A 23,880-nucleotide genomic window follows, 5' to 3' on the forward strand; every position below is an offset into this window, starting at 1 on the left:
AATGAGAACTTTATTTTTCATATTGATTTTAAACTCTTTTATTTTTGCAAGTATTCAAAATAAAACAGCAATGAATACAATAAAAAGTGTTATAAAAAAAGAGGAGTTCATAGCTCTTGCTGTAAATAAATATATACAACAAACAGGAGAAATACCTAAAACTACAGCAGAGGCTTTAAACTGGACACTTTTAAATAGTGATGATTATCTAGCAGACTTTGAAAGAACTAATGAGTATACATTAAACAATTTAGTTACAAGGTTTGATGCAAACAACAATTTATTTATTTTAGGAGCAATTGAAAAAACAGATGATTATGACTCTAAGCAGATGTTTTTATATAATTTTTATCAATCAGCACTTTTTAGAGTAAATACAATTCCTCCTAAAGATACAAGTCAAGTTGAACTTCTAAAAGGTTCACAGATAAAATACAATGAAGTTGTAAAGCAAATAGTAAAACTAAAAAATGATAATAAATTAATTTCTCTTGATACAAAAGCTTGTCCAAAATTAAACTATTATTATGAATTAAAAGGCGAAGAGTTAATATATAAGTTTTGTAAAGCAGATCAAAAATCAATTCAAGTCTATCAAAGACCTCCTATTATCTTAGAAGATTTAGATGATTTACAGTACATAAAAGCAAAAGTAGGAGATAAAGTTTTTGGTCAAAAAAACAATAACTGGTATGAATATTATTATCAAGGAGATATAAGTGGTACTAGTTGGGTTCCTGTAGAATCAGGAAGTATATTAAATAGCCAAGATGAAGAAGCAGATGCTGAGGATAGAATCATCTCTTATATTCCAAATGCAAAAGATTTAGTTTTAAGAAATGATGGCGGTTGTATGCTTGCAAATGGAGATATTTTTTGTTGGGGAAGTAACCATAATAAAAAAGCAGGAATACAAACACATGGTCAGTTAAATCCAAATTTTTCACCTGATTTTATAAATACCCCTGTAATGTTAAAAGTACAAATTGATAATGAAGTATCAATTACTGATAATACAGGAACTTCGTATACAAGAAGAGATAAAAGATGGTATAACAATCCATATAGAGTAAAGTTTGAAAAAATGGCAATAAATAGTACAAATGTTTGTGGAATTTCACCTATTTTTGATTACTTTCAGTCAGGTTCTTATGTGAAGTTTGGAGGAGATTTATACTGTAATGGACGAATTAATTCATTTTATTTTGAAGATGTTGATACTACACAAAACTTAAAAGAAGTTAGAACATCAATTTTAAAGAAAAATAGATTTTTTTCAACAGGAAAACAAGATAAAACAGAAGATGGAAATGAAACATATCTAATTGATGTTGCGATGGTTGATAGAGCAATGGCAGTTCTATCTCAAGCAGGTGATATTTATACTTTTGGTATTAATAATAAAGGTGTTTTAGGTATAGATAATAGTGACGAAACTTATATTAATAATATCCCTACAAAAGTAGATACGAGTGGGCAAGTCTTTAAGCACTTGTATGCCTTAAGAGATACTAAGACATTTGCTGCTTTAGATGATGATAATAGGCTTTGGGTTTGGGGTGAAAAATCAGATGGAACTGTGCTTTTAAAGCCAACAAAAGATAGTAGTGATAGAAGATTTGATCCAAATAGAGTATTTGTAAATAGTGATACTTTGATTTTAAGAGGGGATAATAAGATTTTTTATAGGTTTGAAAATATTACAAATGGTATTTCAACACAAAGTATCTCAACATCATATGTCCCTTCAACTGCTTTGAGTGTATCAACTATGCTTATACCAAATCACTCAAGTAAAGTTATGGAGAGAAATTATATTTATATAGGTGAAGATAGAAAAATTTATGCACATAATCTAGGTTCTAGTAGAGATGATAAGTTACTAACTTGTAGATTTAAATTTGACAATTACTGTACTGGACAACCTAATAGAGATTTATTTAAAAATATGATTGCAAAGTTTGATAAAACAGCAGATGAAGAAGGTGATTTCTCAAATGTATCTATTTTTAAAACAAATAATGTAAGTGCAGTCTCTTTTGAAGACTTTGAAGATAGTATAAGTGGTTGGAATACAAATCTTGTATATGATGGGAATGAATCTACAAAATTTTTAGGAAGATTTGGTAAGGGAGTGAATTTAGGTTCTAGTACCTTTAGTGCTGATGGTTCACAAGAAGTTTATAAGACATATAGTTTTGGAAGTTCAAATGCAAGTAAAGATGTTAAAATATCCTTTGTAATGTATGAGATTGACTCTTGGGATGCTGGTGATTATGGTGGTGATGGGGGAATAACAGAGTCCTTAACTGTATATATAAATAATAATAGAGTTATCCAAGATACATATAAAGTTGATGGTTCAGGAGAGGACAAAGATGATAGACATGGCTATGCTATAACAGTTTTAGGTTCTTTAGGATGGGCAGATGAAAAGCACTACTATGAACTTGATTCAACACTTGATTCAAATGGAAATCTAAAATTAGGTTTTGGTGCATTTCTAGGTGAAGCAATGAGTAATGAATCATTTGGAATTGACAATATAAAAATTGAAGTAAAAGATTCTCAAAAGTACTTTGTATGTGCTATGACAGGTCTTGGAAGCGCTTCACAGATGTATTGTTGGGGAAATTCTGGAAGATCCCTACCTCTTTTAAGTACTTCTTTGTATGATGTAGGTAAAATAAGTAGTATTAACAAATTATTTATAACACAAAACAGTGAATTAAATAACAGTATGACAAACAATGAGTTTGATAATGCAAATAAACCATTTCTAAAATTTCCCACGTACATAGGGGGTTTTGACTATGAATTCTATTTTAAATAAGGAAAAAAATGATTAAAGTGTTTAAGTATTCCATTTTATTATTTTTACCATTTTTATTTACAGCATGTGGAATGAAAAACTTTCACAGTGATATGATGACTGATATAAAAAAAGGTGTAAATGAAAAAAGTTATGGGAATATAAAAGAGTCTTATTCTCAAACATTAGTAAATGAGAAAAGAAGTAAAAAAGAGTTTATTAGTGTAATAAATGATAAATCGCTTTCAGAAGTTTTAAAAGAACTTGAATTAATAGATGGAAATTTTTACTTTTTAAAAAGCAGCGATACTTTAATTCCAAAAAGCAGAATAAAAATTCATAATATGACAGAGCTAAATCAGTATTTAAATGCAGTTTTAGATAAAGAGCTTTTTATTAAGAAGAGTGGCTCAATTTACCTTGTGAAACTATTAAGTAAAAGTGAATCAAAAAAACAAAACATCAATAGAATATCTTTTAAGTTAAATGGGGAGATTTCAGTTGAAGAGTTAATTAAACTAATCACATCTCAGTCAGGTTATGAAGTTTCAATTGGTTCATATATAAAAGATATTAGTGGTTTTCAAGATAGTATCATCTCAGTAAATACTAGAAATTTAATGGATGCTTTAAACTCAATAGCTCATTCAAAAAATGTTTATGTTGATGTGGATTATGATAAAGAGACTATTTATATTAAAAGATACAAAGATTTAGTAATTGAATTAAATATTCCAGTGCTTGATTTAAAATCAACAAGTCAAACAGCAACTCAAGAAACTAGTGCTGAAAGTACAGTAGAGAATAGTTCACAAATAGTTCTATATGATGAGTTAGATAGTATGCTTAAAAATATTATAGCAAGTGATGATGTATCAACTTATCATATAGATAAGGCAAGTGGTTTAATATTTTTAAAATCTACAAAAAGTGTAGAAAGTGCTGTAAGAACTATAGTAAAAGCCTATGAAGATAGTTTTGCAAAAGAAGCTACAATTGAGTTTGAAAGAATAGAACTTGTATTAAATAAAAATAGAGAGTATGGAATAGGTAGTATTAGTTCAAATAGACAATCAAATACAGGTACAGGTATCATAAAATCTATTAAAGATGCAGGCGAGATAACATTTGAAAGTAATAATGCAACAAGACTACTTCAAATTACAGCAAAAGCAAATAATAAAATAGGAAAGATTTTAAATTATAGTAAAAATGTAATTGTATTAAAAAACAATATTCCATCAGTTCAAGCTATCAGTCAAAATACAGACTATATTGAAAAAATAGAAACAACTAAAGATGAAGATACAAATACTACAACTACAGATATAACAATAAATACTTTAAAAGATGGTACTTCAATCACTGCTATGGCAAAGGTATCAAGGGATAAGATATTTTTAAATATTAGTCCAAGTATTAAAAAACTTATTGATTTTGAAGATGTTACAGTTGAAGGAACTAATATAAAACTTCCTCAATATAAAGATCAAAGTTACAATATTTCTAGACAAATAGCTTTAGGTGAAACTGCTATTGTAGGCTCAATTATAGTACATGATGATTCAAAAGAGTATCAAGGGGTTTTACCTTTAGAAGGTTTTGCCATAGGTGGAAGTGACTCAAAAACTTATGTAAGAAGAGAAATTGTTTATGTTGTTACTGTAAGAGATATTAAAGGCTTTTAGTAATGAGTTTATTTAAAGATCCCTACGAACAGTTTTTACTTGATTATTTAGTAACAAAGCTTGAAAATGGTTCAAATACAAGAAAGGCTTTAGTTTTATATAAAGAGCAAATAACAAGAGAAACAAACTTCAAAAAAAGATTAGAATCTGCAATTAGGGATTTAGAAGTAGGTAAACATAAAATTGAAGCTATCTTATATAAGAATAAGTTTTTAAACTCTTTTCAGTATAGTTTAGTAGTAAATAGTACAAATCCAGTTGATGGTTTAAAACTAGTATTATCTTTTGAAAAAGCAAATTCTAATCTTTTATCAAAAATGATAAATCCTATTTTATTTCCTATGTTAATTATTATAGGAACTTTTTATGGGATGTTGCTTTATTTAGATATTTTACAAAAAGATTTAGTACAACTTAAAAAGCTAAATGCAGACGTTGAACAGTTTTTAGGAATACCTGATTATTTTACTTACGACTTTGCTTATGTTGGTTTATTTATTTCTATATTAATAACTGCGGCAATTTTTCTTGGATATATTTATACAGAAAAGTATAAGCCTGCATTATTGTATAAGGTTTTTAAAACGCAGGCTTTTTCAGATGGAAGGTTTATGTTTAGAATTTTAAATGGTATGTTAAGTGCGGGTATTTCTTTTCATAAAACATCATTAATTTTATCAAAGGATTATTTTAAAGTAGGACTTAGACCTTTTTTTAGAGAGCTAGCAGATGTAATACATAAAAACAAAAAACTATATACAGTTTTTGAAAAGTATAATTATCCTCCTATTATTACAGCAGACATTAAACTATCAGAGTTAAGCCAGACAAGTTATTCAGAAGTTACAAAAGCCTTGTATCAAACAAGTGATACTATGTATGAAAAAAACATTAACTATATAGTTTTGCAATGGAAATTTTTCTTTTGGTTAATTGCTATGTTGATTACAGTTATAGTTGGTTCGGATATTATAAACCTTGTAATTAGTACATTTACTTTTAAAACTTTATATCAATAAGAGACAAAGATGAAAGATATATTAAGTAAATTTTGGAAGAAAAAATTTAAAAGCACAGTTAGAAAAAATCTACCTATGTTTTTAAATAAAGATGAGAAAATAAGTGAAAGCTTACTTCCTAAAGATAAAAAGAAAAAAACCTTTGATATAAAAAAGGTTTTAGAAAAACAGAAAAATAAGATAAACGCTACTTTTAATAAAAAAACAAAAGATGATAAAAACTTAGCAGAGATTATAGAAAGTATGATTAAATCTAAATATAAACTTATTGGTGGTTATGGAGATTTAATTGCTGATGAATCAAAATATTCAGGTTTTGTAAAAAGTTTAGGCTATGAGTATTATCCTTCCTATGCACAGTTATCAGAAAAGTATCAAGATACTTCATATTTATTAAATGAAGAGAAACTAGAACTTTGTACAAGTATGTATATTATTACCTTAGAAGATAAAAGAAGTAAAAATAAAGTATTGGGAATTAGAGATATTGTAAATCTTGATTTTGATATTTTAAGTAAGTTTTATTTTACAAAGATTGTTATTTTAGGTGAGGGTGTTTTATCTTCTGTTTTTGGTGAAGATAGAGAGATTATCTTTACTTCACAAGATGATGTTGAAGATGATGATGAAATTAATAAGTATTTTGAAAAAATGATGGGTCAAGCTATTTTATTAGGTGCTTCTGATATCCATATTCAAAAAAGTACAAGATCAGCTTCTTTATGGTTTAGAATTGATGGTGTAAAGCAAGATATGGGAACTATGCCAATTACTTTAGCTAAAACTTTAAAAAGAAGACTTGTAACTATGGCTGATCAAGAAGATTCAGATTATGAATCTATTAATGGTATGATAAACTATGAGTATGGAAAGAAAAACATCAAGTTTAGACTAGGACTTATCAACTCAAAAATGAACTTTTCATTAGTTATGAGAATGATTGGTGGTAAGGGTGTTGTATCTCATGATTTAAGAGGACTTAATTATCCTCAAGAAACAGTAGATATTTTACATAATTTAACTAGATACGCAAATGGTATGATTCTAATTACAGGACAAGTTGGTTCTGGTAAAACACATTTAATGTATGCACTTTTACAAAAACTTGCACGACAACAACAATATATTGTAACTATCGAAGACCCTGTTGAGTATGTTGATGACTCTTTCTTTCAAATTGATTTATCTGAGTATGCAAGTGCTAGTGAAGAGTTTAAGTATGGTTACCCTGAAGCTGTTGTAGATATTTTAAGACAGGATTCAAATATTATTCTTATTGGTGAAACAAGAGAGCCTGAAACTGCTTATCAGTTAGTAAATGCTTCAAACTTAGGACAGTTGGTGTTTTCTACTATGCATACAAACTCTGCTCCTGCAACAGTATCAAGAATGATAAGTTCACTTGGAATTAATGAAGGTGATATTACAGATAACTTAAGAGGTATTGTATCTCAAAGGTTAGTTAGAAAGCTATGTGAGTATTGTAAAGTGCCAGATGATCAGGGTGGATATACAAATGTTGGATGTGATGAGTGTAATAAGACAGGATTTAAAGATAGGGTTCCTATTGCTGAGGTTGTTAGATTTAAATTAGGTGAGGGTGGAAACTTTGAAGATGCTGCTGAGTATATGACAGTTGAAAAAGCTTGTATGGCTCAATATTATGAAGGCCTTATTACAAAAGAAGATGCAAATGCTATTATTAAAGGAGAAGAGTTATGGTTCGACTAGTAATAACTGACTTTTCTTCAAAAGAGGATAATTATGACTTATATGTAGATGATGAGTTTGGTGATAATCAAACTATGTTTACATATGATACTTTTAAAAAACATAGCCTTGTTTTGTCAAAGTATGATATTCATGATGAAATTTACTCACTAAATTTATTATCAAAAAAACATTTAGATAATAATCAACTTTTGGTGCATATATCAGATGAAGAGTATTATATTTTATTCAATCACAAAACTGTATATACAGCAAAGATAAATTCAAATTTTATTTCAGATGATATTATGAAATCTATTTTAATTACAAAGCATATAGCTATGCTTTCAAGTGGTGGAGAGATAGAGCATATTTATTATGTGACAAATACTAAATATAATGCAGCTATTGAGAATATTCTAAAACAGAATACAAAAAATGAAAAAGGTGAAATAATTGCAGAGAGTTTAGGGAATTTAAATGTACTTATTGAAAAACTAAACCCTTTGGATACTATAAATACCTATACTCTAAAAAGTGCTTATGTTGTTGGACTCATATCATTTATTATAGCAATTGCATTTTATATTTTGCCTACTATTGAAAAAGAGTATATTGAAACAAGTTCTTTAAAAGCAATTGAAAATGAAATTAAAATACAAAAAAGATTAGTGGTTCGTGAAAAGATATTACTTAGAACAGCAAAAAGAAAACATAAAGAACTAACTCAATGTATTAGTAATGGAGTAGTAAAATGATTAGTATTAATTCAAATAAATTAAAAAGCTTATCAAAAATCGCTATTTTATTACTTGTATTATATATCATAGGTTTTACAGTTTTAAAAGCAGCAACTTACTATCAAACACAAAAGAAAAAAGAGTATTTAGCACAAGAGTTACAAAATAAAAAAATCGAGTACTCAAAGCTTAAATTAGAAGTAAATAAAATAAAACAAAAAACCCAAGAAGTAAAAGATAGCTATATAAAAAAAGATGAAATTAAAGATAAAGTAAGTGAAGTTTTTAAAAGAATGTCTGTCTTTGATTATAATTTAAAATATTTAGATGCTAAAGAGATGTGTGTAGATAGACATATAATAATAGCACAACTAACAGCAAATAGTGAAAAAGGTATTGTCGCAGGGGAAGGAATATTATCTTATTTAGGAGAGATTAGAAAGAGTGATACTAATGAAACTTTATATTTCATAGATTATATTTCAAAACCAAAGGAAATTAAGAAGTGAAAAAACTATTTATAATCTTTTTTACTATTGTTTCTTTAAATGCTTCTACTTATATGGACACTATTACTTTCTTAAAAGTAAAAAGACTAGTTGAAAAAGAAGAGCAAATAGCAAAAGCTTATAAAGATTATGTATTTTATAATGCAAAGGGTTCAAGTCAATTAAATTTGATAGATAAAAACTACTTACCTTCTGGTTTTAACCCTTTTAATCTTTTTAATGTGGGAATAAATGTAGACACTAGCAGTCATATGATAAATACACGAATACCTAAAGATATAAAAGATAAAACAAATCTATACGATTATTATTACTCTAATATAAATAGAAAATATACAAGAGCTCCCATAAGTTATGAAAATGATGATGTAAAAATAATTCTAGATGCTAATGAAAAGTACAAAATTAAATATAAAGATGATATAACTACAAGTGATACAGCCCCTACAAATAAATACTACTTAGATTCTCAAGGAGTCTTACATTGGTATGATAATAACTCAGAGTATAAGTTTTCAATCACAGAAGATAAACTACTCGTTGATAGTAGTGTAGGACAGCCAGGTTCTAAAGCATATGAAAATTTTTTTGAGAAATTAGGAAAAGAAGTACTTTATGCTGGACAAGAAACTTTATCTTTAGGATCTACTACAGTTGGTGAGTATGTGAATTTAGGTGAAGAAATAGGTTATGTAAAAATTGGACAAGAAGATAGTGATGTAGGTAAAGCAGTTATTCAGTTTACAAGAAGAGCAGGTGGTATGCTTGTAAATGGAGATATTTACACTTGGGGGAATAATGCTAATAAGATTACAGGAATTGATGCTCAGAATTATTATAATAGTACGGGAATAAAAGTAGATACTGAAACAAGCAATAGGTTTCCTGTCGTAAACACTTTAGTTAGAATGAAAGCAAAAAACTATGAAGATGATTTAATTAATGATAAGAGATATTACTCTTCACCTAAAAGACCTTATTTTGTTGATTTTTTTAGTACAGTTTATCATTCTACATGTGGAGTTACTAATAAAGGTGAACTATATTGTGGTGGAAAAGAAGCAAAATATAAAGAAAGTATATACACTAATATTGATAGTTCAAATGAAGGTGAAAAACTATATAGAGGACTATATTTTGATGGTTCTAGTAATAAAAAAGCTAACAAAATCTTTGCAAATAATGCAATTTGGCTTATTTTAGCAAATGCTACAAAAGATAGTGAGGGTAATTTAGAAAATGGCCAAATTTATAGATGGGGTGAGGATTATGCAGGATTTGCTGGTTCAAGCTCTACTACTTATTGGAAATATTTAAATCAAGGCTCTCCAACAGAGTTAGTAGTATATGACAATGGAGCAAAAGAGTATTTTAAAGATATTACATATACTTTAACAATTGGTTATAGAAAAATTGCTGCATTGTCTAATCAAGGGGAGCTTTATACTTGGGGAGTAGGAGAATATGGGAATAACAATAATTCTACGTGTTATCAAAATCTTAATAATGGAAGTACTTACGTAGGAGTTAACTTATGCATGCCTAATAAAATAGCAGCTCCAGTAGCATTTAAAAAAATAAAAGGTGGCTTACAATCGATTATAGCACTTGGTGAAAATAATCAGTATTATAAAATTTATCAAAACTGGGGATATACTCCAACAGTTACAGCAATTAACAGTATAATTAGTAGTTATTCAAATTATGATTCAAATGATGATGCTGAGCTTTTAGATGTTGATATTTCAAGTAAGTTAGTATCTGGTTCTTTACAAGAAAATAGCGGTGTAGTTTGGATAAATTCAAAAAATGAATTAAAGGGTGATTATTTTACAGTTTCAAATGCAAATGATGACTTTTTTAAAGCCTCTATTGCAAAAATAAAGTGGAAAAAAATAAAAGTAATTGAAGATGACAATGGTATGTGTGGAATAGATATTTACAATCAAATGTATTGTTGGGGTATTATATCATATTTCAGAAATGAGAATGGATATTTAGCCAATAATGCTGGTAATACTTTTATGCTACCTATTTTTAATACAAATTTATATGATTTAAATAAAGATTATATGCTTACAGAAGGCGGGTATAATGGATACCTAACTAATATGACATCAAATGATTGGAGTACTACAAATAGTGATGGTAAGACAGGGGCATTTTTTATGAAGTATCCTACATATATAGGTGGATTTAATTATGAATTTGAGTTTAAGTAAATTTTGAAAAGGGAAAAAATGAAAAAAAATATATTATTTGCTTTATTATTTATGGGATTTATAAGTCTTAATGCCCAAGAAAAAAGCATGAAAGATATTGATAAACTTGATGTTCTAGATAAGCAATCAAAAGAGTTTTTTAATGCTATTACAGGTTTAGAAAAAGACTATTTAGAGGAACAAATATCAAATATTCAGCAAAAGCAAAAACAAAGAGTAATTACTCAAGTTCCAGGTGCAACACCAAGTGCTTCTGGAACAAATCAAATAATTCAATCAAATGAAGATTACGCAAAAAATGTCTTTAAACATGAAAATGAAATTGCAAGACTTACAACAGATTTTACTAGAACAAAAAACCTAAAAGACATAAAAATAAAAAGTATGTACTCTTTTAATGGAAAAAATTTCGTTGTTTTAAAACTTGATAAACAAAGTGAAAATAAAAATACAGAACAAAGTTTGAATATTGAGGGTAGATATAAAATTGGTGATGATATTTTAACCCATAGAATTGTAGGTATTAATACTCAAACAAAAACTGTAAAATTATACAAAAAACTTGATGAAGAATATGGTTATTATATTGTATTAAGTAATTATGGAATTTCAGTTAGTGATCTTAAAAAAGAAGAACAAAAGAAAGAGACTAAAAAAAGAAAAGAAGAAAAAGAGAGTCATAAAAAAGTAATAAGTGAAGAAAATAATGATATAAAAGAGATATTCCAAAAAGCATCTCTTGTAAAAAAGAGTCTTAGAAATATAAATGAGTGTTTATACAAAGTAAAAGTAAGTAGTTTAAATGTTAGAAATGATAATTATGAAGATGCTACTATTTTAAGAATTTTAAGAAAAGGTGATGAGTTTACAATTAAATCAAAAAAAGCAGAGTGGGCACAAATAAATACTATTTATAAAAATAAGTCAGGAGATGTTATGGCTGTTGAAAACAAAAGTAACTGGATTATTTTATTAGATAAGTTTGTTTCTTCAAGTCCAGAGTGTTTATAAAAGGTTAATACTTTGAATAATCAAGTAAAAGAAATGCAGCTTGCTATTAAAGCAACTATTGTAAATATCAAAGAAGAACTTGAAAAAATAAAACCTCAATATACATCTTTATTTGTATTTGATAATATGTTCACAACAGAAAGTAGTGGAAAAACAAAGCTAAATAGAGATTATTACAATCAAATTCATGCAACAATTTTAAATCATATACATAGAATTAGAGATTATCTTTTTGATGTATTAGAAGAAATAAGAGATACTATTGTAAGTATTTTAGATCAACATGGTTTTAAAGATATAAAACTAGATAAAAATCTTATATATGATGATGCAAGTTTCCATGAACTTTTTAAGATGGATTTAGACCTGATGGACTTGCCAAGACTTCAAAAACAAGAGTTAATTGAGAGTTTAGATACTTTAACAATCTATAAAAATAAGATTTATACTTTAAAATATTTTATATCAATGTTTGATACAACACCTTTAAATAAGTATCTTAATAAACTTGGTATGGATGATTTAATTAATAGTAGATTTATTTTTGAATTAATTGATAGTTATAGTTTAGAATATGAAGAACTTAAGAGATTTGAGCAAAATCTAGAAAACTTTGATAATTTTGAAAAAGATACAAAATCTTTAAATGAGTTTGATGGTCCAGTTGAGATTATAAAAAGAAGAATTGATAATTATGTTTATGATAATGTAAGATACAAAATATCATTAGAGTATGAAAATCAAGTAAAGAGACTAAAAAAAAGTGTTGATTTAAGTGTTGCATATTTAGAAAATATAATAGTAAATTTTATTGAGCAATCATGTTTAGACTTAATAAAAAAAGAGCTAAAAAGAGGAAAAATCTCTAAACTTATTGAATTAAAAGTTATCCAAACAAAAAACAGTATTCAGCTAATAGTAAAGAATAATGGGTTCGAAGAAAAAAATATTCATATGATGTATTTAGGCTCAGCAGGTTCTACAAATAGTTATATAGTAGAAGCTAGAAATTTAGCAAGAATGATAGGTGGAACTGTTGATATTTCTACTTTAGATGAAAAAGGTGGAATGCAGTATATATTAGATCTAAAAATCTAATAACTAAAAGCTTTCGCTTTTAGCTATTTTCTAATTATCGTGGAAATTTCCAATAATCTCTTTTGACTTTTGTAAGGCTTTATCAGATGAGTCTTTATCAAATGTTAAAGCAACAGCCATTCTTCTTCCCTCATGTGACTGAGGTTTTCCAAATACTCTAATAATAGACTCTTTTGTAAATGATGAATCAAAAATATCTACTTTTGGATTAAAGCTATCACCTTTTGCTTTATAAGCAGCACTAGCTCCTGCTCCATAATCAATATAATCTAAAGGAAGACCTAATACAGCTCTTACATGAAGTGCAAATTCACTAGCACTTTGAGTAATCATAGTAACCATTCCAGTATCATGTGGTCTAGGACTTACTTCTGAGAAATAAACTTCATCACCTTTGATAAATAGTTCAACACCAAAAATACCTCTACCACCTAAACCATCAGTGATTTTTTTAGCTAGGTCTTGAGATCTCTTTTTTGCAAGTTCACTCATATTCATTGGTTGCCAAGAGAAGATATAATCTCCATCTTCTTGGATATGTCCAATTGGTTCACAAAATACAGTCTCTTTTTCATTTCTAGCTGTTAATAAAGTGATTTCGTAATCAAAAGTAATAAATTCTTCAACGATTAATTCACTAGCATCACCTCTAGCTTCTTTTGCAATTTCCCAAGATTTTTCTAAATCATCAGCACTTTTAGCAATACTTTGCCCATGTCCTGATGAACTCATAACAGGTTTGATTACACATGGGAATCCAATATTGTTTGCTGCATTTTTTAAGCCATCTAATGTAGTAACAAACTCATATTTTGAAGTAGGAATTCCTAAATCAACAGCAGCAAACTCTCTAATATTTTTTCTATTCATTGTTTTGTTTACTGCATCAGCATTTGGTATTACATTAAAACCTTCTTTTTCGGCTTCAAAAAGTGCTTCAATACTTAAAGCTTCAACCTCAGGTAAAATATAATCAGGTTTTTCTCTTCTAATTACATCTAAAACTTCATCTTTATTTTTCATATTAATTGTATAGGCTTTATTTGCTACAAGTTGTGCAGGAGCATTGTTATATGAATCAACTGCAATTGTTTCAATACCTAATCTTTGTGCTTCAATTACTACTTCTTTTCCTAATTCTCCACTACCAAGTAACATCATTTTTATTGAATCTGATTTAAGAGGTGCTGTAAATATCATTTTTCTTCCTTTATTTTATTATAAAATTTTTCATCAAATTTGATTAAGTTGTTTTTGCTAATTACACTATTTAGAATTTCTAAATAGTTATGACCAATACCTGAATAGTTAAGCATAGTTTGTGATAACTGCTCTCCTTGAGGAATTAAGCCTTGTTGTCTTTGCTCATATCTTTTATTTTGAAACTCTTTATAGGCTCTATTTCTATTTAGATTTAGCATATATGCACTAATTGAGTCTTGAACAGTTTTAAAGATTCTAATAAAGTGCCTTGCCCCTTCATCTCTTTGAAGTGGCAGCATTCCAATTTTTGGATTATATGTCCAATGTCCAAATACATTATTAGCTTCTTTAATAAATCTACTTCTTCCCCAACCGCTCTCAACTGCTGCTTGTGCTAGTGCCATAGATGGAGGAACAATATCAATTTTTCTAAGATATTTATCAAGAGTATAAGTCTTTTTGATTCTATATTTTCTTTTTAGTTCAAGAAGTCTGTTAAATGAAGTAGATGAGGGATTTATTGCTAAGATATTTGAGTTTAAATAGTTTTTTACAAACTCTCTTTCATTAAGAATTTTTATATTTTCATTCTCAATTAGTTTATAAAAGTACTTAAAAAAGTATTCTTTTGATTCTTTTGTTGTGTTTATCTTATAGTACTCTTCTGGTAGGGCACCACTTAAAGTAGTGGTGGTTACCAATCCAAAAGTAAGTAGTAATTTTTTTATAATAGTTTTTTTCATATATTAAACTGTAGTTGTAAATACTTTTTTTACAGCACCTTTAAAATAGATTTTTTCATCTATTTTAGAGATTGTAAGTTCTTCATTACTTTTTGGATAAACAAAGGCTTTTTCTTTAATAAGTCCTAAGTCATTAGCTCTTAAAAAACACGCTACCATACCTGTTCCACAAGCAAGTGTCTCACCCTCAACACCTCTTTCATAGGTTCTAACTTTTAATGTTCCGTTTTTTTCAACTTTTGCAAAATTAACATTTGCATTATGCTCATATCTCATTTTTGAACATAAGTCATGATCGTAGTTTTCTAAATCATCTGCTAAAGTTACTAAGTGAGGAACACCTGTATCAATTAGGTACCATGTAAGACCTTCTTGTTCAAATGGCTCTTTTATAACAATAGGCTTTGTCATTTGCGTTTCAACAATATTTTCTTCAACATGGGATTCTATTAATCCAGCTTGAGTTATAAACTTCATTGATGAATTTGCTAAACCATTATTGAAAGCATAGTGGGCAACTGCTCTTGTGGCATTCCCACACATACTAGCTTCACTTCCATCACTATTATAAAAAAGCCATTTGAAATCAGCTTCATTACTTGGAACAAGTGCTACAAAACCATCTGCCCCAATTCCTTCGTTTCTATTACAATACTTTACTGCTTCTTGTGAGTAGTCTTTTTCAATAAAAGTGTGAAAAATTACAAAGTCATTTCCACTTGCACTATATTTTGCATATGTCATATTATCTCCTCCATAATTCTTTCAACTTCACTTTGAAGGTTTTTTAAATCTTTTGAGTTATCTATTACCATATCAGCTAAATCTTTTTTCTTTTCTATATCCCATTGGTTTGAGATTTTTAAGATAGCTTCTTCTTCATTGATATTATCTCTTTTCATTAATCTTTGAATTTGAATATCTCTTGGAGTATAAACAACTAAAGATCTAGGAATTGGATAATGCATTTTCTCAAAAAATAATGGTATATCAACAAAGTAGGGTTTATTTTGACTTTCAAATAGTCTTGATTGTTTTATAATCTCTTCTTTAATAAGTGGATGAAGTAGGGCTTCAAGTCTTAGTTTATTCTCTTCATTTGAGAAGATGATTTTACCTAATTCTTTTCTAATTACTTTGCCATTAGTATCTACATATTGAGCACCAAACATCTCTGCAATTTTAGCACTATTCTCATCTAGGAGTTTGTGAGCTATCACATCTGCATCAATAATTAAGAAACCATGTAGTTTAAAAAGGTTACAAACTGTACTTTTTCCTGTGGAAATTCCGCCTGTTAAGGCTATTGCATTTTTAAATAAATCACTATTCATAGAAAGATTCTACAATAATAATGATTTATTTAAAATTTAATGTAAGATTTTATCTTTTAGCTATACCTGTAAGTGCATTATGTTCACCTTTTGGGAACACAAAAACTGCACTATGGATTTCAGTTGAGTAGTATTGTAAATCATCTAATAAATCAGATCTTTGTAATACAACGTCAGCTGTTGGGTGGTATCTTTTAGAAGCTAAGATAGAAGTTTGGTGTCCAAATCTAAATGGCATAGCAATCCAGAATTTCTCACCTACTAATGTTAAATCAGCTTTTAATTTTTCTTCATTTTTAGAGAATGATTCACTTGCAAAAGTGATTAAACCATCATCTTTTAAAACTCTTTCAATATTAGCTAATAATAATTCATCAATTTCTACATCTGTTAAAATAATTACATCAATATTTTTGTCATCTTTAGATGTTAAAAGTGATTTATCTCCAAACTCAATGTTTGAAACTTTATTATGTTTAGCTGCCTGTTCTTTTAATTCTTCATCTGCACTACCGATAATTAATACATTTGAAGCTTCTTTATGCGTACATAATGGTACGTGTACCATCATTTCATTAAATGCGTTATTATTCATTGTATATAATCCTTAATATTTATAAACATTTTGTTATAATACCAAAAAATTTTTAAACTAAGTTAGATATTAGAAAACTCGTAAAAAAAAGGTGAAAAATGGCAACAGTTAGTTACAAAGATGCTGGTGTAGATATTGATGCTGGGAATCAGTTTGTAGAAAACATTAAACCACATGTTAAATCAACTATGATACCAGGTGTATTAGGTGGAATTGGTTCATTTGCAGGTGCATTCGAATTACCAGAAGGTTATAAAAAACCTGTAATTCTATCAGGAACTGATGGAGTTGGTACTAAATTAAAGTTAGCAATTGATGCTAAAAAATTTGATACAGTTGGAATTGATTTAGTTGCAATGTGTACAAATGATTTACTTTGTAACTTTGGAGAGCCATTATTCTTCCTAGATTATTATGCAACTGCAAAATTAGAAGTTGAAGAAGCAACTGATGTTGTAAAAGGTATTGCTGAGGGATGTATTAGATCAGAGTGTGCCCTAGTTGGTGGTGAAACTGCTGAAATGCCAGGTATGTACAAAGAAGGTGATTTTGATTTAGCTGGTTTTTGTGTAGGTATTGCAGAAAAAGAAGAGTTAAATAGAATTGAAAGAATTGCTGCTGGTGATACTTTAATTGCACTTCCAAGTTCAGGTGTTCATTCAAATGGTTTCTCACTAGTTAGAAAACTATTATTAGAAAAACTAGGAATGACTTTAGATGATGATTTCCAAGGTAAAAAATTATCTGATGTATTATTAGAGCCAACTAGAATTTATGTAAAAGAGTTCAAAGCAAACAAAGAAAATATTAATGCTTTAGCTCATATCACTGGTGGTGGTATTACTGAAAACTTACCAAGAGTTTTACCTGATAACTTAAAAGCTGTTGTTAAAAGAGATTCAATCAAAGTTTTACCAATCTTTGAATTTATGAGTGAACATGTAGAATTAGAAGAAATGTACAGAACATTCAACATGGGTGTTGGTATGGTTCTTGTAGTAAATCCTGCAAATGTAGATGCAGTATTAGCAAACACTGATGGTTATGTAATCGGTGAAATTGCAGAGGGTGAAAAAGGCGTAGAGTTTATCTAGTCTTAGTTTTACAAAATAAAAAAGGGCAAGTTTTTAACTTGCCCTTTTTTTATGTGTATAATATTTTAAAATCTCTATTGTTTTTGAAGCATAACCCCATTCATTGTCATACCAAACTAAAAGTTTTATCATTTTCTTGTTTTTTACATCTGTATATCTATGATCTATTATTGTTGTAAATTTTTCTTTTTTAAAATCACTTGAAACAAGTGGTTCTGTATTATTTAAAACTATTGGGTAGTTTTGATTTTCTTCATACTCTTCAAATATTTTTATAATCTCTTCTTTGTATGAGTCTTTTTGTGTGAATAAACACACATTTATAGCTCCCACTGTATCAGTTGGAACTCTAAGAGAGTTTGATGAGATCAAGTCATGATTTATTGAAGGCATTACGTAAGAGCAGGCTTTAATAGTTGTAGTATTATTTGGGATGATATTTTGAGTTGCAGACCTTCCAAATTCAAAGTTATAGTCAACATCTCTTGTGGCACTTCCTACAAAATTACCATCTAAAACCCTTTGATGATTTAACAGTGGGTGAATTGCAGCTATATCACCACAAATAATATGTTTTTTATCATCTATTATTTTAAGAGCTGGAAGTAGGGCTGTTGCATTGCATGAACTAGTTGAGATTACTTTATGTATATTTGTATTTAGTTCTTTTTCATTTACGCCTAAGATAATGTTAATATTGGCATTTTGATTTGCATGAGTTAAAAATATAGCTTTTACATCAAGTTTTTCAAGTATCTTTATATCATGTTTTACACCACTTGCATCTATAATAAAGTCTATATCTTTTAAATCTATTTCATTTATGTTTTTATAGTTTAATATTTGAATTTTATTTTGTGAGTTTTTTATAAAGTTTTCATCTTTAACTTTAAATTTATCTTCTAAATTTCCATAAGTAGAGTCATGATTTATGGAATAAACTATATTTTTGATATATGGATTTATTTCATTTATTGCAACTACTTCAAAGTTTTCATCATCTAAAAGCTGTTTTAAAATAGCTTTTCCTATTCTTCCTACACCATTTAATAGTATTTTGTGTTTCATCTTAAAGCCTAAAATTAATATGCACTATTTTAGCATAGAAAAATTTAGGCTTATAAATATTATTGTTCATTCATTTCAATAAATAAAAAGTGTGAGTTCTCAGTAGCTTTGATTTCAATATTACTCTCTTTTGTAATCTCCATAGCATCACCATAATTTAACTCAATACTATTTATTAAAGCACTTCCTTCAATTAAAACAAAATAAACTTGTCTATTCTTTTTTATATCAAACTCTATACTTTTATCTTTTTCAAGTTCACTCACATAAAACTGTACATCTTGATAGATTTTTATTTTTGCGTTTCCTTCTTGGGAAGACACTATGTTTAAAAGTTTATTTTTTCTTTCTTCTTGTGTGAACCTATAAGAACCATAAAGTCTAGGAAGTCCTCTTTTAGGAGGATAAACCCAAATCTGTAAAAGTCTTAAATCTTTTGTTTCATGAAGATTATATTCACTATGAAAGATACCATCACCTGCACTTAAGTATTGAACTTCTCCTTTTTTTAAAGTCTCTTGATTACCCATAGAGTCTTTATGTGTAATCTCTCCATCAACTATATAAGAAATAATTTCCATATTTTCATGAGGGTGCATATCAAAACCACCTTGTGGATGAACAATATCATCATTTAAAACTCTTAAAACTCCAAAGTTTACATTTTCAGGGTTTCTATACTCTGCGAAAGAGAAGTGAAATCTACTCTCTAACCAACCTAAATTTGAAGTTCCCATATTTTCTTTTGGTAATTTTTTTAACATTTCTAATCCTTTGTATCAAAAGCAAAACATTCCATTGAGATATTTGAGTAAACAATCTCACTATTAAATGAAATGGCTTTTTTATTTGAAGCACTACCAAATGCAATAAATAGTGGTAAAAAGTGCTCATCACTTGGATGATTCATATAAAAAGTAGGCTCTTTTCTACTTTCTAATAATTTTTGTGTTTTACCATTAGTTATAGCATCATATATATAATCATTAAAATCTTTCGCATACTTTTTTACAGCTGGATTTGCATTCATATCACTTAAATTATGTGTTAATCCACCACTTGCAATTATCATGGCTTCATCTTTTAACTCTTTTAGAGTTTCTCCTAAATTTATAAGTTCTTTATCACTAAAATTTTTAGGCAAGCTTATTTGTACAACTGGAATATCTATTTTTTTATACATCATAGATAAAGTTGTCCATACTCCATGATCAAAGCTGTTTTTGCCTTTGTGTATAGAAGCATTTAAATTATGGGAATTTAAATGCTCTAAAACTTTAAGAGAACAAAGTTTATCACTATTTATTTCGTACTCATATTCATATAATTCTTTTTCAAAACCATAAAAATCATATAATAATTCAGGCTTTTCATAATCTAAAATCTTTAAGTCATTAGTAATATAATGAGCTGAAAAGATTATGATATATTTAGGTTTTTCAAGAGTTTTTGCAAACTTTTTTATATTTTTCTTTGAAAAGGAATTACCTAATATTATATTAGGTGCTCCATGTGAAATAAATAGTGATGGGTACATGATATAGCCTTATTTTTTTAATATACCTTCTAATTCAACAATTAGTTTTACTTTTTCACCAACTGCAACACCACCTGCTTCTAAAACAGAGTTATATTTAATACCATAATCAAATCTATTTACTTTTCCTTCAAGTACTAAACCAGCTCTTGTATTTCCCCAAGGATCTTTGATTGTTCCATTTGTTTCAACATCTAAAACAACATCTTTAGTAACCCCTCTCATAGTTAATTTTCCATAAGCTTTATCATCTTCTACTTTATTTAAATCAAATTTAATTTGAGGGTATTTCTCAGCTGCAAAAAAGTCACTTGCTCTTAAGTGTTTATCTCTTTTTTCATTTGCAGTATTGATAGATTTTACTTCAACTACACCATTTAATGATTTTAAAGTATTTGTTTTCTCATCATAATCAAATGAACCCTTGAAAGTATCAAACTTACCTGTCACATTTGAAATCATCATATGTTTTACTTTAAATCCTATATTTGAGTGACTTGTATCTACATTGTATGTTCCTGCATATAATGCTCCTGCACTTAAAATTGAAGCTAATCCTAGTTTTACTAATTTTGTCATTTTGTTTGTCCTTTTATATTTAATTTTATAAATTTCTTTTGCTACTAGTTAGTACTAATAGTTTAAATTTTTTTAATTTGCTTTATAAACTTTATTTAGAAGTTCATATAAAGTATCTAACTCTTCTTCACTTAAAACTTCTAATAGTTTGTACACATTTCTTGCGTGATCTGGGAATAACTTTTCAATTATGTCAATACCTTTTTGAGTAATAGTTAAAATCGAAGCTCTACTATCATCTGGGTCTTTTATTGCTGTAATCCATCCATCTCTTTTTAGATTTTTTACAACAACTGTAATATTTCCAGGTGTACTCATAGTAAGTTTTGTAATTGAACTGATATTTAAATCACCTCTATGATAAAGTACTTCAAGTACCTTAAACTGATTAAAGGTTAAGTCAAATCCATTTAAATACTCAATTAATTGATTATGAAACTTTGTTCTAAACTTCTCTATTCTAACAATAGTTCTCATAGATTTATCTGTTCTTTTTCCATAACTTTTAATTGATTGTGTATTCATGTTTTTAACTCCTTGTGAAATTATAGTACTAATTAGTACTAAATGTCAAATGATATTTTGCTTAACTTATTACTAACTAGTATTAAATAGTGACTATGAAACGATTTTGTGGGCTTTTGCTAAATTTTAAAATTTCTATGATTTTTTTGCTGTAGACATAAAAATAGCTGCTAAAATTAAAAAACTTCCTGTAATTCTATTTTGAATCTTCATAGCTTTTACATCTTTAATCAAGAATTTTAGCTTTGAAGCAAGTCCTGAGTATCCAGTCATCACAAAAATATCGACTATACATAAAGTAAGACCAATAATCGTAAATTGAAAAAATAGTGATTCATTTGGATTTAAAAACTGTGGAATAAAAGCAACTAAAAATACAGTAGCTTTTGCATTTGTAAGATTTATAAGTGTAGCACTAATAAAAGACTTTTTTGCACTATAAGTATTTAGTTGATTCTCTTCATCGATTACTTCAACTTTTTCAAAAAACTTTGAAAGACCTAAATATACTAAATATGCTACACCAATCCATTTGATAATATTAAAAAGCATTACAGATTTTGCTATCAGTGCTCCAAGACCAATAACTACAATAAAAGTTTGAATTAATAATCCAGCTTGTAAACCAAAAATGGCAGGATATGATTTTTTCAATCCATATTTAATACCATGGTTCATTGATACAACAGCACCAGCTCCTGGGGATACAGAAATTGCAATTGAAGCAAGAAGTAGAGTTAACCAAACATTTAGTTCCATAATTTATATCTTTGTGTTAAATTTGATTGAATATTTTAGTTTATTTACAGTTAAAAGGGCATAAAAAAAGGTAGTACATTTGTACTACCTTTTGAAGAAGGGTGTTAAAAAAGTGCTTAATTATGCAGCTTTTTTAGCAACTTTTTTAGCTGCTTTCTTAGCTTCTTTTACTTTTGTAGGTTTTAATTTTAAAACTTTTTTAGTAACTTTTTTAGCAACTGCTTTTACATCTTTTTTCTTAGATACAACTTTTTTAGTAGCTTTCTTAGCTATTTTTGCAACTTTTTTTTCTTTTAATTCTTTTGCCATTTGTTATTTCCTCTGTTATTTTTATGGTTTTTTACTATTACTTCTGTATAAAAGTAATAAATTATGGAGATTCTACAGGAAAAAAATTTATTTGTCAAGAGAAAATAACAGTTTTTTTATAAAAATTGTTATTTTATATGCTTAACCGTTTAATAATAAACAATTAGCTAAAATATCATGTTTTGCTATAAAGAAAGAAAATTAAGGAATATGAAATGCTATTAACTCCAGGTCCTACTCCAGTACCAGAATTTGTAAGAAAGGCGATGGCTGATGTAACTATTCACCATAGAACGCCAGAGTTTGAAGCAATCTTTGCTGAAACTAGAGAATTACTATTTGAATTATATGGAATGGATGAGGTTGTAATGCTTGCATCAAGTGGTTCAGGAGCTATGGAAGCTTGTATTACAAACTTAACTCATAAAAAAGCTCTTACTGTAAACTCAGGGAAGTTTGGTGAGAGATTCGGAAAAATCTGTAAAGCTTTTGATATTGATTATACTGAAATTAAAAATGAATGGAATGTACCTGTAAGTGTTGAAGCAGTAGTAGAAGCTGTTAAAAATGACAGTGAAATTGATGCAATTTTTATTCAACTTTGTGAAAGTGCAGGGGGATTAAGACATCCTGTTGAACAAATTGCACAAGAAGTGAAAAAAATAAACAAAGATATTGTCATCGTAGCTGATGGTATTACTGCAATTGGTGTTGAAAAAATTGATACTTCTAACTTAGACGCAGTTATTACAGGAAGTCAAAAAGCTTTAATGCTACCACCAGGTTTAGCAGTAATTGGTTTATCAAATGAAGCAGTTGCAAAAATAGAAACAAAAGCTAGAGGTTTTTATTTTAACTTAGCAACTGAGATTAAAAAACAAAGAACTAACACTACAGCATGGACAGCAGCAACGACTTTAATCATTGGTTTAAAAGAGATTTTATCTCATATCAAAGAAAATGGTGGATACGATGCTTTATACGAAAAAACAGCATTAAGAGCAAAAGCTTCAAGAGAAGCATTAAAAGCAATAGGATGTGAGATATTCCCTCAAAGTCCTGCTAATGCTATGACAACTGTTTATACAGAGCATGCACCAGAAATTAGAAAAGTTTTAAAAACTAAATACAATGTAAACATCGCAGGTGGACAAGACCATATCAAAAAATTAATCTTTAGAATTAATCATATGGGATTAGTTGAAGATTATGAAGCATCTTGGGCTGTAAATGCAGTTGAACTTGCTATGGATGAATTAAATTTAAGAACATTTGATGGAACTGCAAACAAAGTATTCCTTGAACAAATGTTTAAAGGAAACTAG

23 protein-coding genes are annotated in these 23,880 nt (G+C 28.1%); 11 read left to right on the plus strand and 12 right to left on the minus strand.

Features of this window, described 5'->3' with window-relative positions:
* Nucleotide 1: 1 nt before the first annotated feature.
* The 9 genes from NJU99_RS00805 to NJU99_RS00845 are packed head-to-tail and all read left to right on the plus strand — an operon-like array spanning nucleotide 2 to nucleotide 12,809.
* Nucleotides 2-2,833: an RCC1 domain-containing protein gene (locus NJU99_RS00805; RefSeq protein WP_254576841.1), complete on the plus strand. Its 2,832-nt coding sequence runs from the start codon at nucleotides 2-4 to the stop codon at nucleotides 2,831-2,833.
* Between the two features lie 8 nt (nucleotides 2,834-2,841).
* The gene (locus NJU99_RS00810) at nucleotides 2,842-4,500 is read left to right on the plus strand and encodes a hypothetical protein (protein WP_254576842.1); all 1,659 of its coding nucleotides are present in this window, start codon (nucleotides 2,842-2,844) and stop codon (nucleotides 4,498-4,500) included.
* Between the two features lie 2 nt (nucleotides 4,501-4,502).
* Entirely contained in the window at nucleotides 4,503-5,519 is a 1,017-nt protein-coding gene (locus NJU99_RS00815) for a hypothetical protein (RefSeq protein ID WP_254576843.1), read from the plus strand.
* A 9-nt stretch (nucleotides 5,520-5,528) separates the two neighbouring features.
* Nucleotides 5,529-7,250 carry a GspE/PulE family protein gene (locus NJU99_RS00820; RefSeq protein ID WP_254576844.1) on the plus strand — a complete coding sequence of 574 codons (1,722 nt, stop codon included), beginning with the start codon at nucleotides 5,529-5,531 and terminating at the stop codon, nucleotides 7,248-7,250.
* Nucleotides 7,238-7,987 carry a hypothetical protein gene (locus tag NJU99_RS00825; protein WP_254576845.1) on the plus strand — a complete coding sequence of 250 codons (750 nt, stop codon included), beginning with the start codon at nucleotides 7,238-7,240 and terminating at the stop codon, nucleotides 7,985-7,987. Before NJU99_RS00820 ends, NJU99_RS00825 begins: the two co-directional genes overlap by 13 nt.
* The gene (locus NJU99_RS00830; RefSeq protein WP_254576846.1) at nucleotides 7,984-8,478 is read left to right on the plus strand and encodes a hypothetical protein; all 495 of its coding nucleotides are present in this window, start codon (nucleotides 7,984-7,986) and stop codon (nucleotides 8,476-8,478) included. The genes NJU99_RS00825 and NJU99_RS00830 overlap by 4 nt, the downstream gene beginning before the upstream one ends.
* Nucleotides 8,475-10,700, plus strand: a complete 2,226-nt coding sequence (locus tag NJU99_RS00835) for a hypothetical protein (protein ID WP_254576847.1) — start codon at nucleotides 8,475-8,477, stop codon at nucleotides 10,698-10,700. The genes NJU99_RS00830 and NJU99_RS00835 overlap by 4 nt, the downstream gene beginning before the upstream one ends.
* A gap of 18 nt (nucleotides 10,701-10,718) precedes the next feature.
* The gene (locus NJU99_RS00840) at nucleotides 10,719-11,711 is read left to right on the plus strand and encodes an SH3 domain-containing protein (RefSeq protein ID WP_254576848.1); all 993 of its coding nucleotides are present in this window, start codon (nucleotides 10,719-10,721) and stop codon (nucleotides 11,709-11,711) included.
* A gap of 12 nt (nucleotides 11,712-11,723) precedes the next feature.
* The gene (locus tag NJU99_RS00845) at nucleotides 11,724-12,809 is read left to right on the plus strand and encodes a hypothetical protein (protein WP_254576849.1); all 1,086 of its coding nucleotides are present in this window, start codon (nucleotides 11,724-11,726) and stop codon (nucleotides 12,807-12,809) included.
* 30 nt (nucleotides 12,810-12,839) lie between these two features.
* Here the strand turns inward: NJU99_RS00845 and purT are convergent, their stop codons facing one another.
* The 5 genes from purT to NJU99_RS00870 are packed head-to-tail and all read right to left on the minus strand — an operon-like array spanning nucleotide 12,840 to nucleotide 16,684.
* Entirely contained in the window at nucleotides 12,840-14,009 is a 1,170-nt protein-coding gene (gene purT, locus NJU99_RS00850) for a formate-dependent phosphoribosylglycinamide formyltransferase (RefSeq protein WP_254576850.1), read from the minus strand.
* Complete coding sequence (locus NJU99_RS00855; RefSeq protein WP_254576851.1) at nucleotides 14,006-14,755, minus strand: glucosaminidase domain-containing protein; 750 nt, start codon at nucleotides 14,753-14,755, stop codon at nucleotides 14,006-14,008. Before NJU99_RS00855 ends, purT begins: the two co-directional genes overlap by 4 nt.
* Before the next feature lie 3 nt (nucleotides 14,756-14,758).
* Nucleotides 14,759-15,499 carry a diaminopimelate epimerase gene (gene dapF, locus NJU99_RS00860; protein WP_254576852.1) on the minus strand — a complete coding sequence of 247 codons (741 nt, stop codon included), beginning with the start codon at nucleotides 15,497-15,499 and terminating at the stop codon, nucleotides 14,759-14,761.
* Complete coding sequence (coaE, locus tag NJU99_RS00865) at nucleotides 15,496-16,089, minus strand: dephospho-CoA kinase (RefSeq protein WP_254576853.1); 594 nt, start codon at nucleotides 16,087-16,089, stop codon at nucleotides 15,496-15,498. Before coaE ends, dapF begins: the two co-directional genes overlap by 4 nt.
* Nucleotides 16,090-16,138: 49 nt before the next feature.
* Nucleotides 16,139-16,684 carry a spermine/spermidine synthase domain-containing protein gene (locus NJU99_RS00870; RefSeq protein WP_254576854.1) on the minus strand — a complete coding sequence of 182 codons (546 nt, stop codon included), beginning with the start codon at nucleotides 16,682-16,684 and terminating at the stop codon, nucleotides 16,139-16,141.
* Between the two features lie 98 nt (nucleotides 16,685-16,782).
* On the opposite strand from NJU99_RS00870, the gene purM reads away from it, so the two are divergent.
* Nucleotides 16,783-17,778: a phosphoribosylformylglycinamidine cyclo-ligase gene (gene purM / locus NJU99_RS00875; protein ID WP_254576855.1), complete on the plus strand. Its 996-nt coding sequence runs from the start codon at nucleotides 16,783-16,785 to the stop codon at nucleotides 17,776-17,778.
* 33 nt (nucleotides 17,779-17,811) lie between these two features.
* Here the strand turns inward: purM and NJU99_RS00880 are convergent, their stop codons facing one another.
* The 7 genes from NJU99_RS00880 to NJU99_RS00910 all read right to left on the minus strand — a co-directional run bounded on the left by NJU99_RS00880 (nucleotide 17,812) and on the right by NJU99_RS00910 (nucleotide 22,555).
* Entirely contained in the window at nucleotides 17,812-18,846 is a 1,035-nt protein-coding gene (locus NJU99_RS00880) for a glyceraldehyde 3-phosphate dehydrogenase NAD-binding domain-containing protein (protein ID WP_254576856.1), read from the minus strand.
* Nucleotides 18,847-18,905: 59 nt separating this feature from the next.
* Entirely contained in the window at nucleotides 18,906-19,610 is a 705-nt protein-coding gene (locus NJU99_RS00885; protein ID WP_254576857.1) for a pirin family protein, read from the minus strand.
* A 2-nt stretch (nucleotides 19,611-19,612) separates the two neighbouring features.
* Nucleotides 19,613-20,383 (minus strand): DODA-type extradiol aromatic ring-opening family dioxygenase, encoded by a 771-nt coding sequence (locus NJU99_RS00890; RefSeq protein ID WP_254576858.1) that lies wholly within the window; start codon nucleotides 20,381-20,383, stop codon nucleotides 19,613-19,615.
* 9 nt (nucleotides 20,384-20,392) lie between these two features.
* Complete coding sequence (locus tag NJU99_RS00895; protein WP_254576859.1) at nucleotides 20,393-20,962, minus strand: YceI family protein; 570 nt, start codon at nucleotides 20,960-20,962, stop codon at nucleotides 20,393-20,395.
* Between the two features lie 72 nt (nucleotides 20,963-21,034).
* Nucleotides 21,035-21,487 carry a MarR family winged helix-turn-helix transcriptional regulator gene (locus NJU99_RS00900; protein ID WP_254576860.1) on the minus strand — a complete coding sequence of 151 codons (453 nt, stop codon included), beginning with the start codon at nucleotides 21,485-21,487 and terminating at the stop codon, nucleotides 21,035-21,037.
* Nucleotides 21,488-21,622: 135 nt separating this feature from the next.
* The gene (locus NJU99_RS00905; RefSeq protein WP_254576861.1) at nucleotides 21,623-22,246 is read right to left on the minus strand and encodes a LysE family transporter; all 624 of its coding nucleotides are present in this window, start codon (nucleotides 22,244-22,246) and stop codon (nucleotides 21,623-21,625) included.
* A 120-nt stretch (nucleotides 22,247-22,366) separates the two neighbouring features.
* Entirely contained in the window at nucleotides 22,367-22,555 is a 189-nt protein-coding gene (locus NJU99_RS00910; RefSeq protein ID WP_254576862.1) for a hypothetical protein, read from the minus strand.
* 215 nt (nucleotides 22,556-22,770) lie between these two features.
* On the opposite strand from NJU99_RS00910, the gene NJU99_RS00915 reads away from it, so the two are divergent.
* Nucleotides 22,771-23,880, plus strand: a complete 1,110-nt coding sequence (locus NJU99_RS00915; RefSeq protein WP_254576863.1) for a pyridoxal-phosphate-dependent aminotransferase family protein — start codon at nucleotides 22,771-22,773, stop codon at nucleotides 23,878-23,880.

This window comes from Arcobacter roscoffensis, assembly GCF_024267655.1.
Classification (GTDB): domain Bacteria; phylum Campylobacterota; class Campylobacteria; order Campylobacterales; family Arcobacteraceae; genus Arcobacter_B; species Arcobacter_B roscoffensis.

What these genes read in the sequence shown, in the direction of transcription:
- NJU99_RS00870 (WP_254576854.1), bottom strand. Translation starts at nt 16,684, where the DNA reads ATGAATAATAACGCATTTAATGAAATGATGGTACACGTACCATTATGT.
- NJU99_RS00805 (WP_254576841.1), top strand. Translation starts at nt 2, where the DNA reads ATGAGAACTTTATTTTTCATATTGATTTTAAACTCTTTTATTTTTGCA.
- NJU99_RS00900 (WP_254576860.1), bottom strand. Translation starts at nt 21,487, where the DNA reads ATGAATACACAATCAATTAAAAGTTATGGAAAAAGAACAGATAAATCT.
- NJU99_RS00855 (WP_254576851.1), bottom strand. Translation starts at nt 14,755, where the DNA reads ATGAAAAAAACTATTATAAAAAAATTACTACTTACTTTTGGATTGGTA.
- NJU99_RS00825 (WP_254576845.1), top strand. Translation starts at nt 7,238, where the DNA reads ATGGTTCGACTAGTAATAACTGACTTTTCTTCAAAAGAGGATAATTAT.
- NJU99_RS00810 (WP_254576842.1), top strand. Translation starts at nt 2,842, where the DNA reads ATGATTAAAGTGTTTAAGTATTCCATTTTATTATTTTTACCATTTTTA.
- NJU99_RS00830 (WP_254576846.1), top strand. Translation starts at nt 7,984, where the DNA reads ATGATTAGTATTAATTCAAATAAATTAAAAAGCTTATCAAAAATCGCT.
- NJU99_RS00915 (WP_254576863.1), top strand. Translation starts at nt 22,771, where the DNA reads ATGCTATTAACTCCAGGTCCTACTCCAGTACCAGAATTTGTAAGAAAG.
- purM (WP_254576855.1), top strand. Translation starts at nt 16,783, where the DNA reads ATGGCAACAGTTAGTTACAAAGATGCTGGTGTAGATATTGATGCTGGG.
- NJU99_RS00910 (WP_254576862.1), bottom strand. Translation starts at nt 22,555, where the DNA reads ATGGCAAAAGAATTAAAAGAAAAAAAAGTTGCAAAAATAGCTAAGAAA.
- purT (WP_254576850.1), bottom strand. Translation starts at nt 14,009, where the DNA reads ATGATATTTACAGCACCTCTTAAATCAGATTCAATAAAAATGATGTTA.
- NJU99_RS00820 (WP_254576844.1), top strand. Translation starts at nt 5,529, where the DNA reads ATGAAAGATATATTAAGTAAATTTTGGAAGAAAAAATTTAAAAGCACA.
- NJU99_RS00895 (WP_254576859.1), bottom strand. Translation starts at nt 20,962, where the DNA reads ATGACAAAATTAGTAAAACTAGGATTAGCTTCAATTTTAAGTGCAGGA.
- NJU99_RS00815 (WP_254576843.1), top strand. Translation starts at nt 4,503, where the DNA reads ATGAGTTTATTTAAAGATCCCTACGAACAGTTTTTACTTGATTATTTA.
- NJU99_RS00840 (WP_254576848.1), top strand. Translation starts at nt 10,719, where the DNA reads ATGAAAAAAAATATATTATTTGCTTTATTATTTATGGGATTTATAAGT.
- NJU99_RS00905 (WP_254576861.1), bottom strand. Translation starts at nt 22,246, where the DNA reads ATGGAACTAAATGTTTGGTTAACTCTACTTCTTGCTTCAATTGCAATT.
- coaE (WP_254576853.1), bottom strand. Translation starts at nt 16,089, where the DNA reads ATGAATAGTGATTTATTTAAAAATGCAATAGCCTTAACAGGCGGAATT.
- NJU99_RS00890 (WP_254576858.1), bottom strand. Translation starts at nt 20,383, where the DNA reads ATGTACCCATCACTATTTATTTCACATGGAGCACCTAATATAATATTA.
- dapF (WP_254576852.1), bottom strand. Translation starts at nt 15,499, where the DNA reads ATGACATATGCAAAATATAGTGCAAGTGGAAATGACTTTGTAATTTTT.
- NJU99_RS00885 (WP_254576857.1), bottom strand. Translation starts at nt 19,610, where the DNA reads ATGTTAAAAAAATTACCAAAAGAAAATATGGGAACTTCAAATTTAGGT.
- NJU99_RS00880 (WP_254576856.1), bottom strand. Translation starts at nt 18,846, where the DNA reads ATGAAACACAAAATACTATTAAATGGTGTAGGAAGAATAGGAAAAGCT.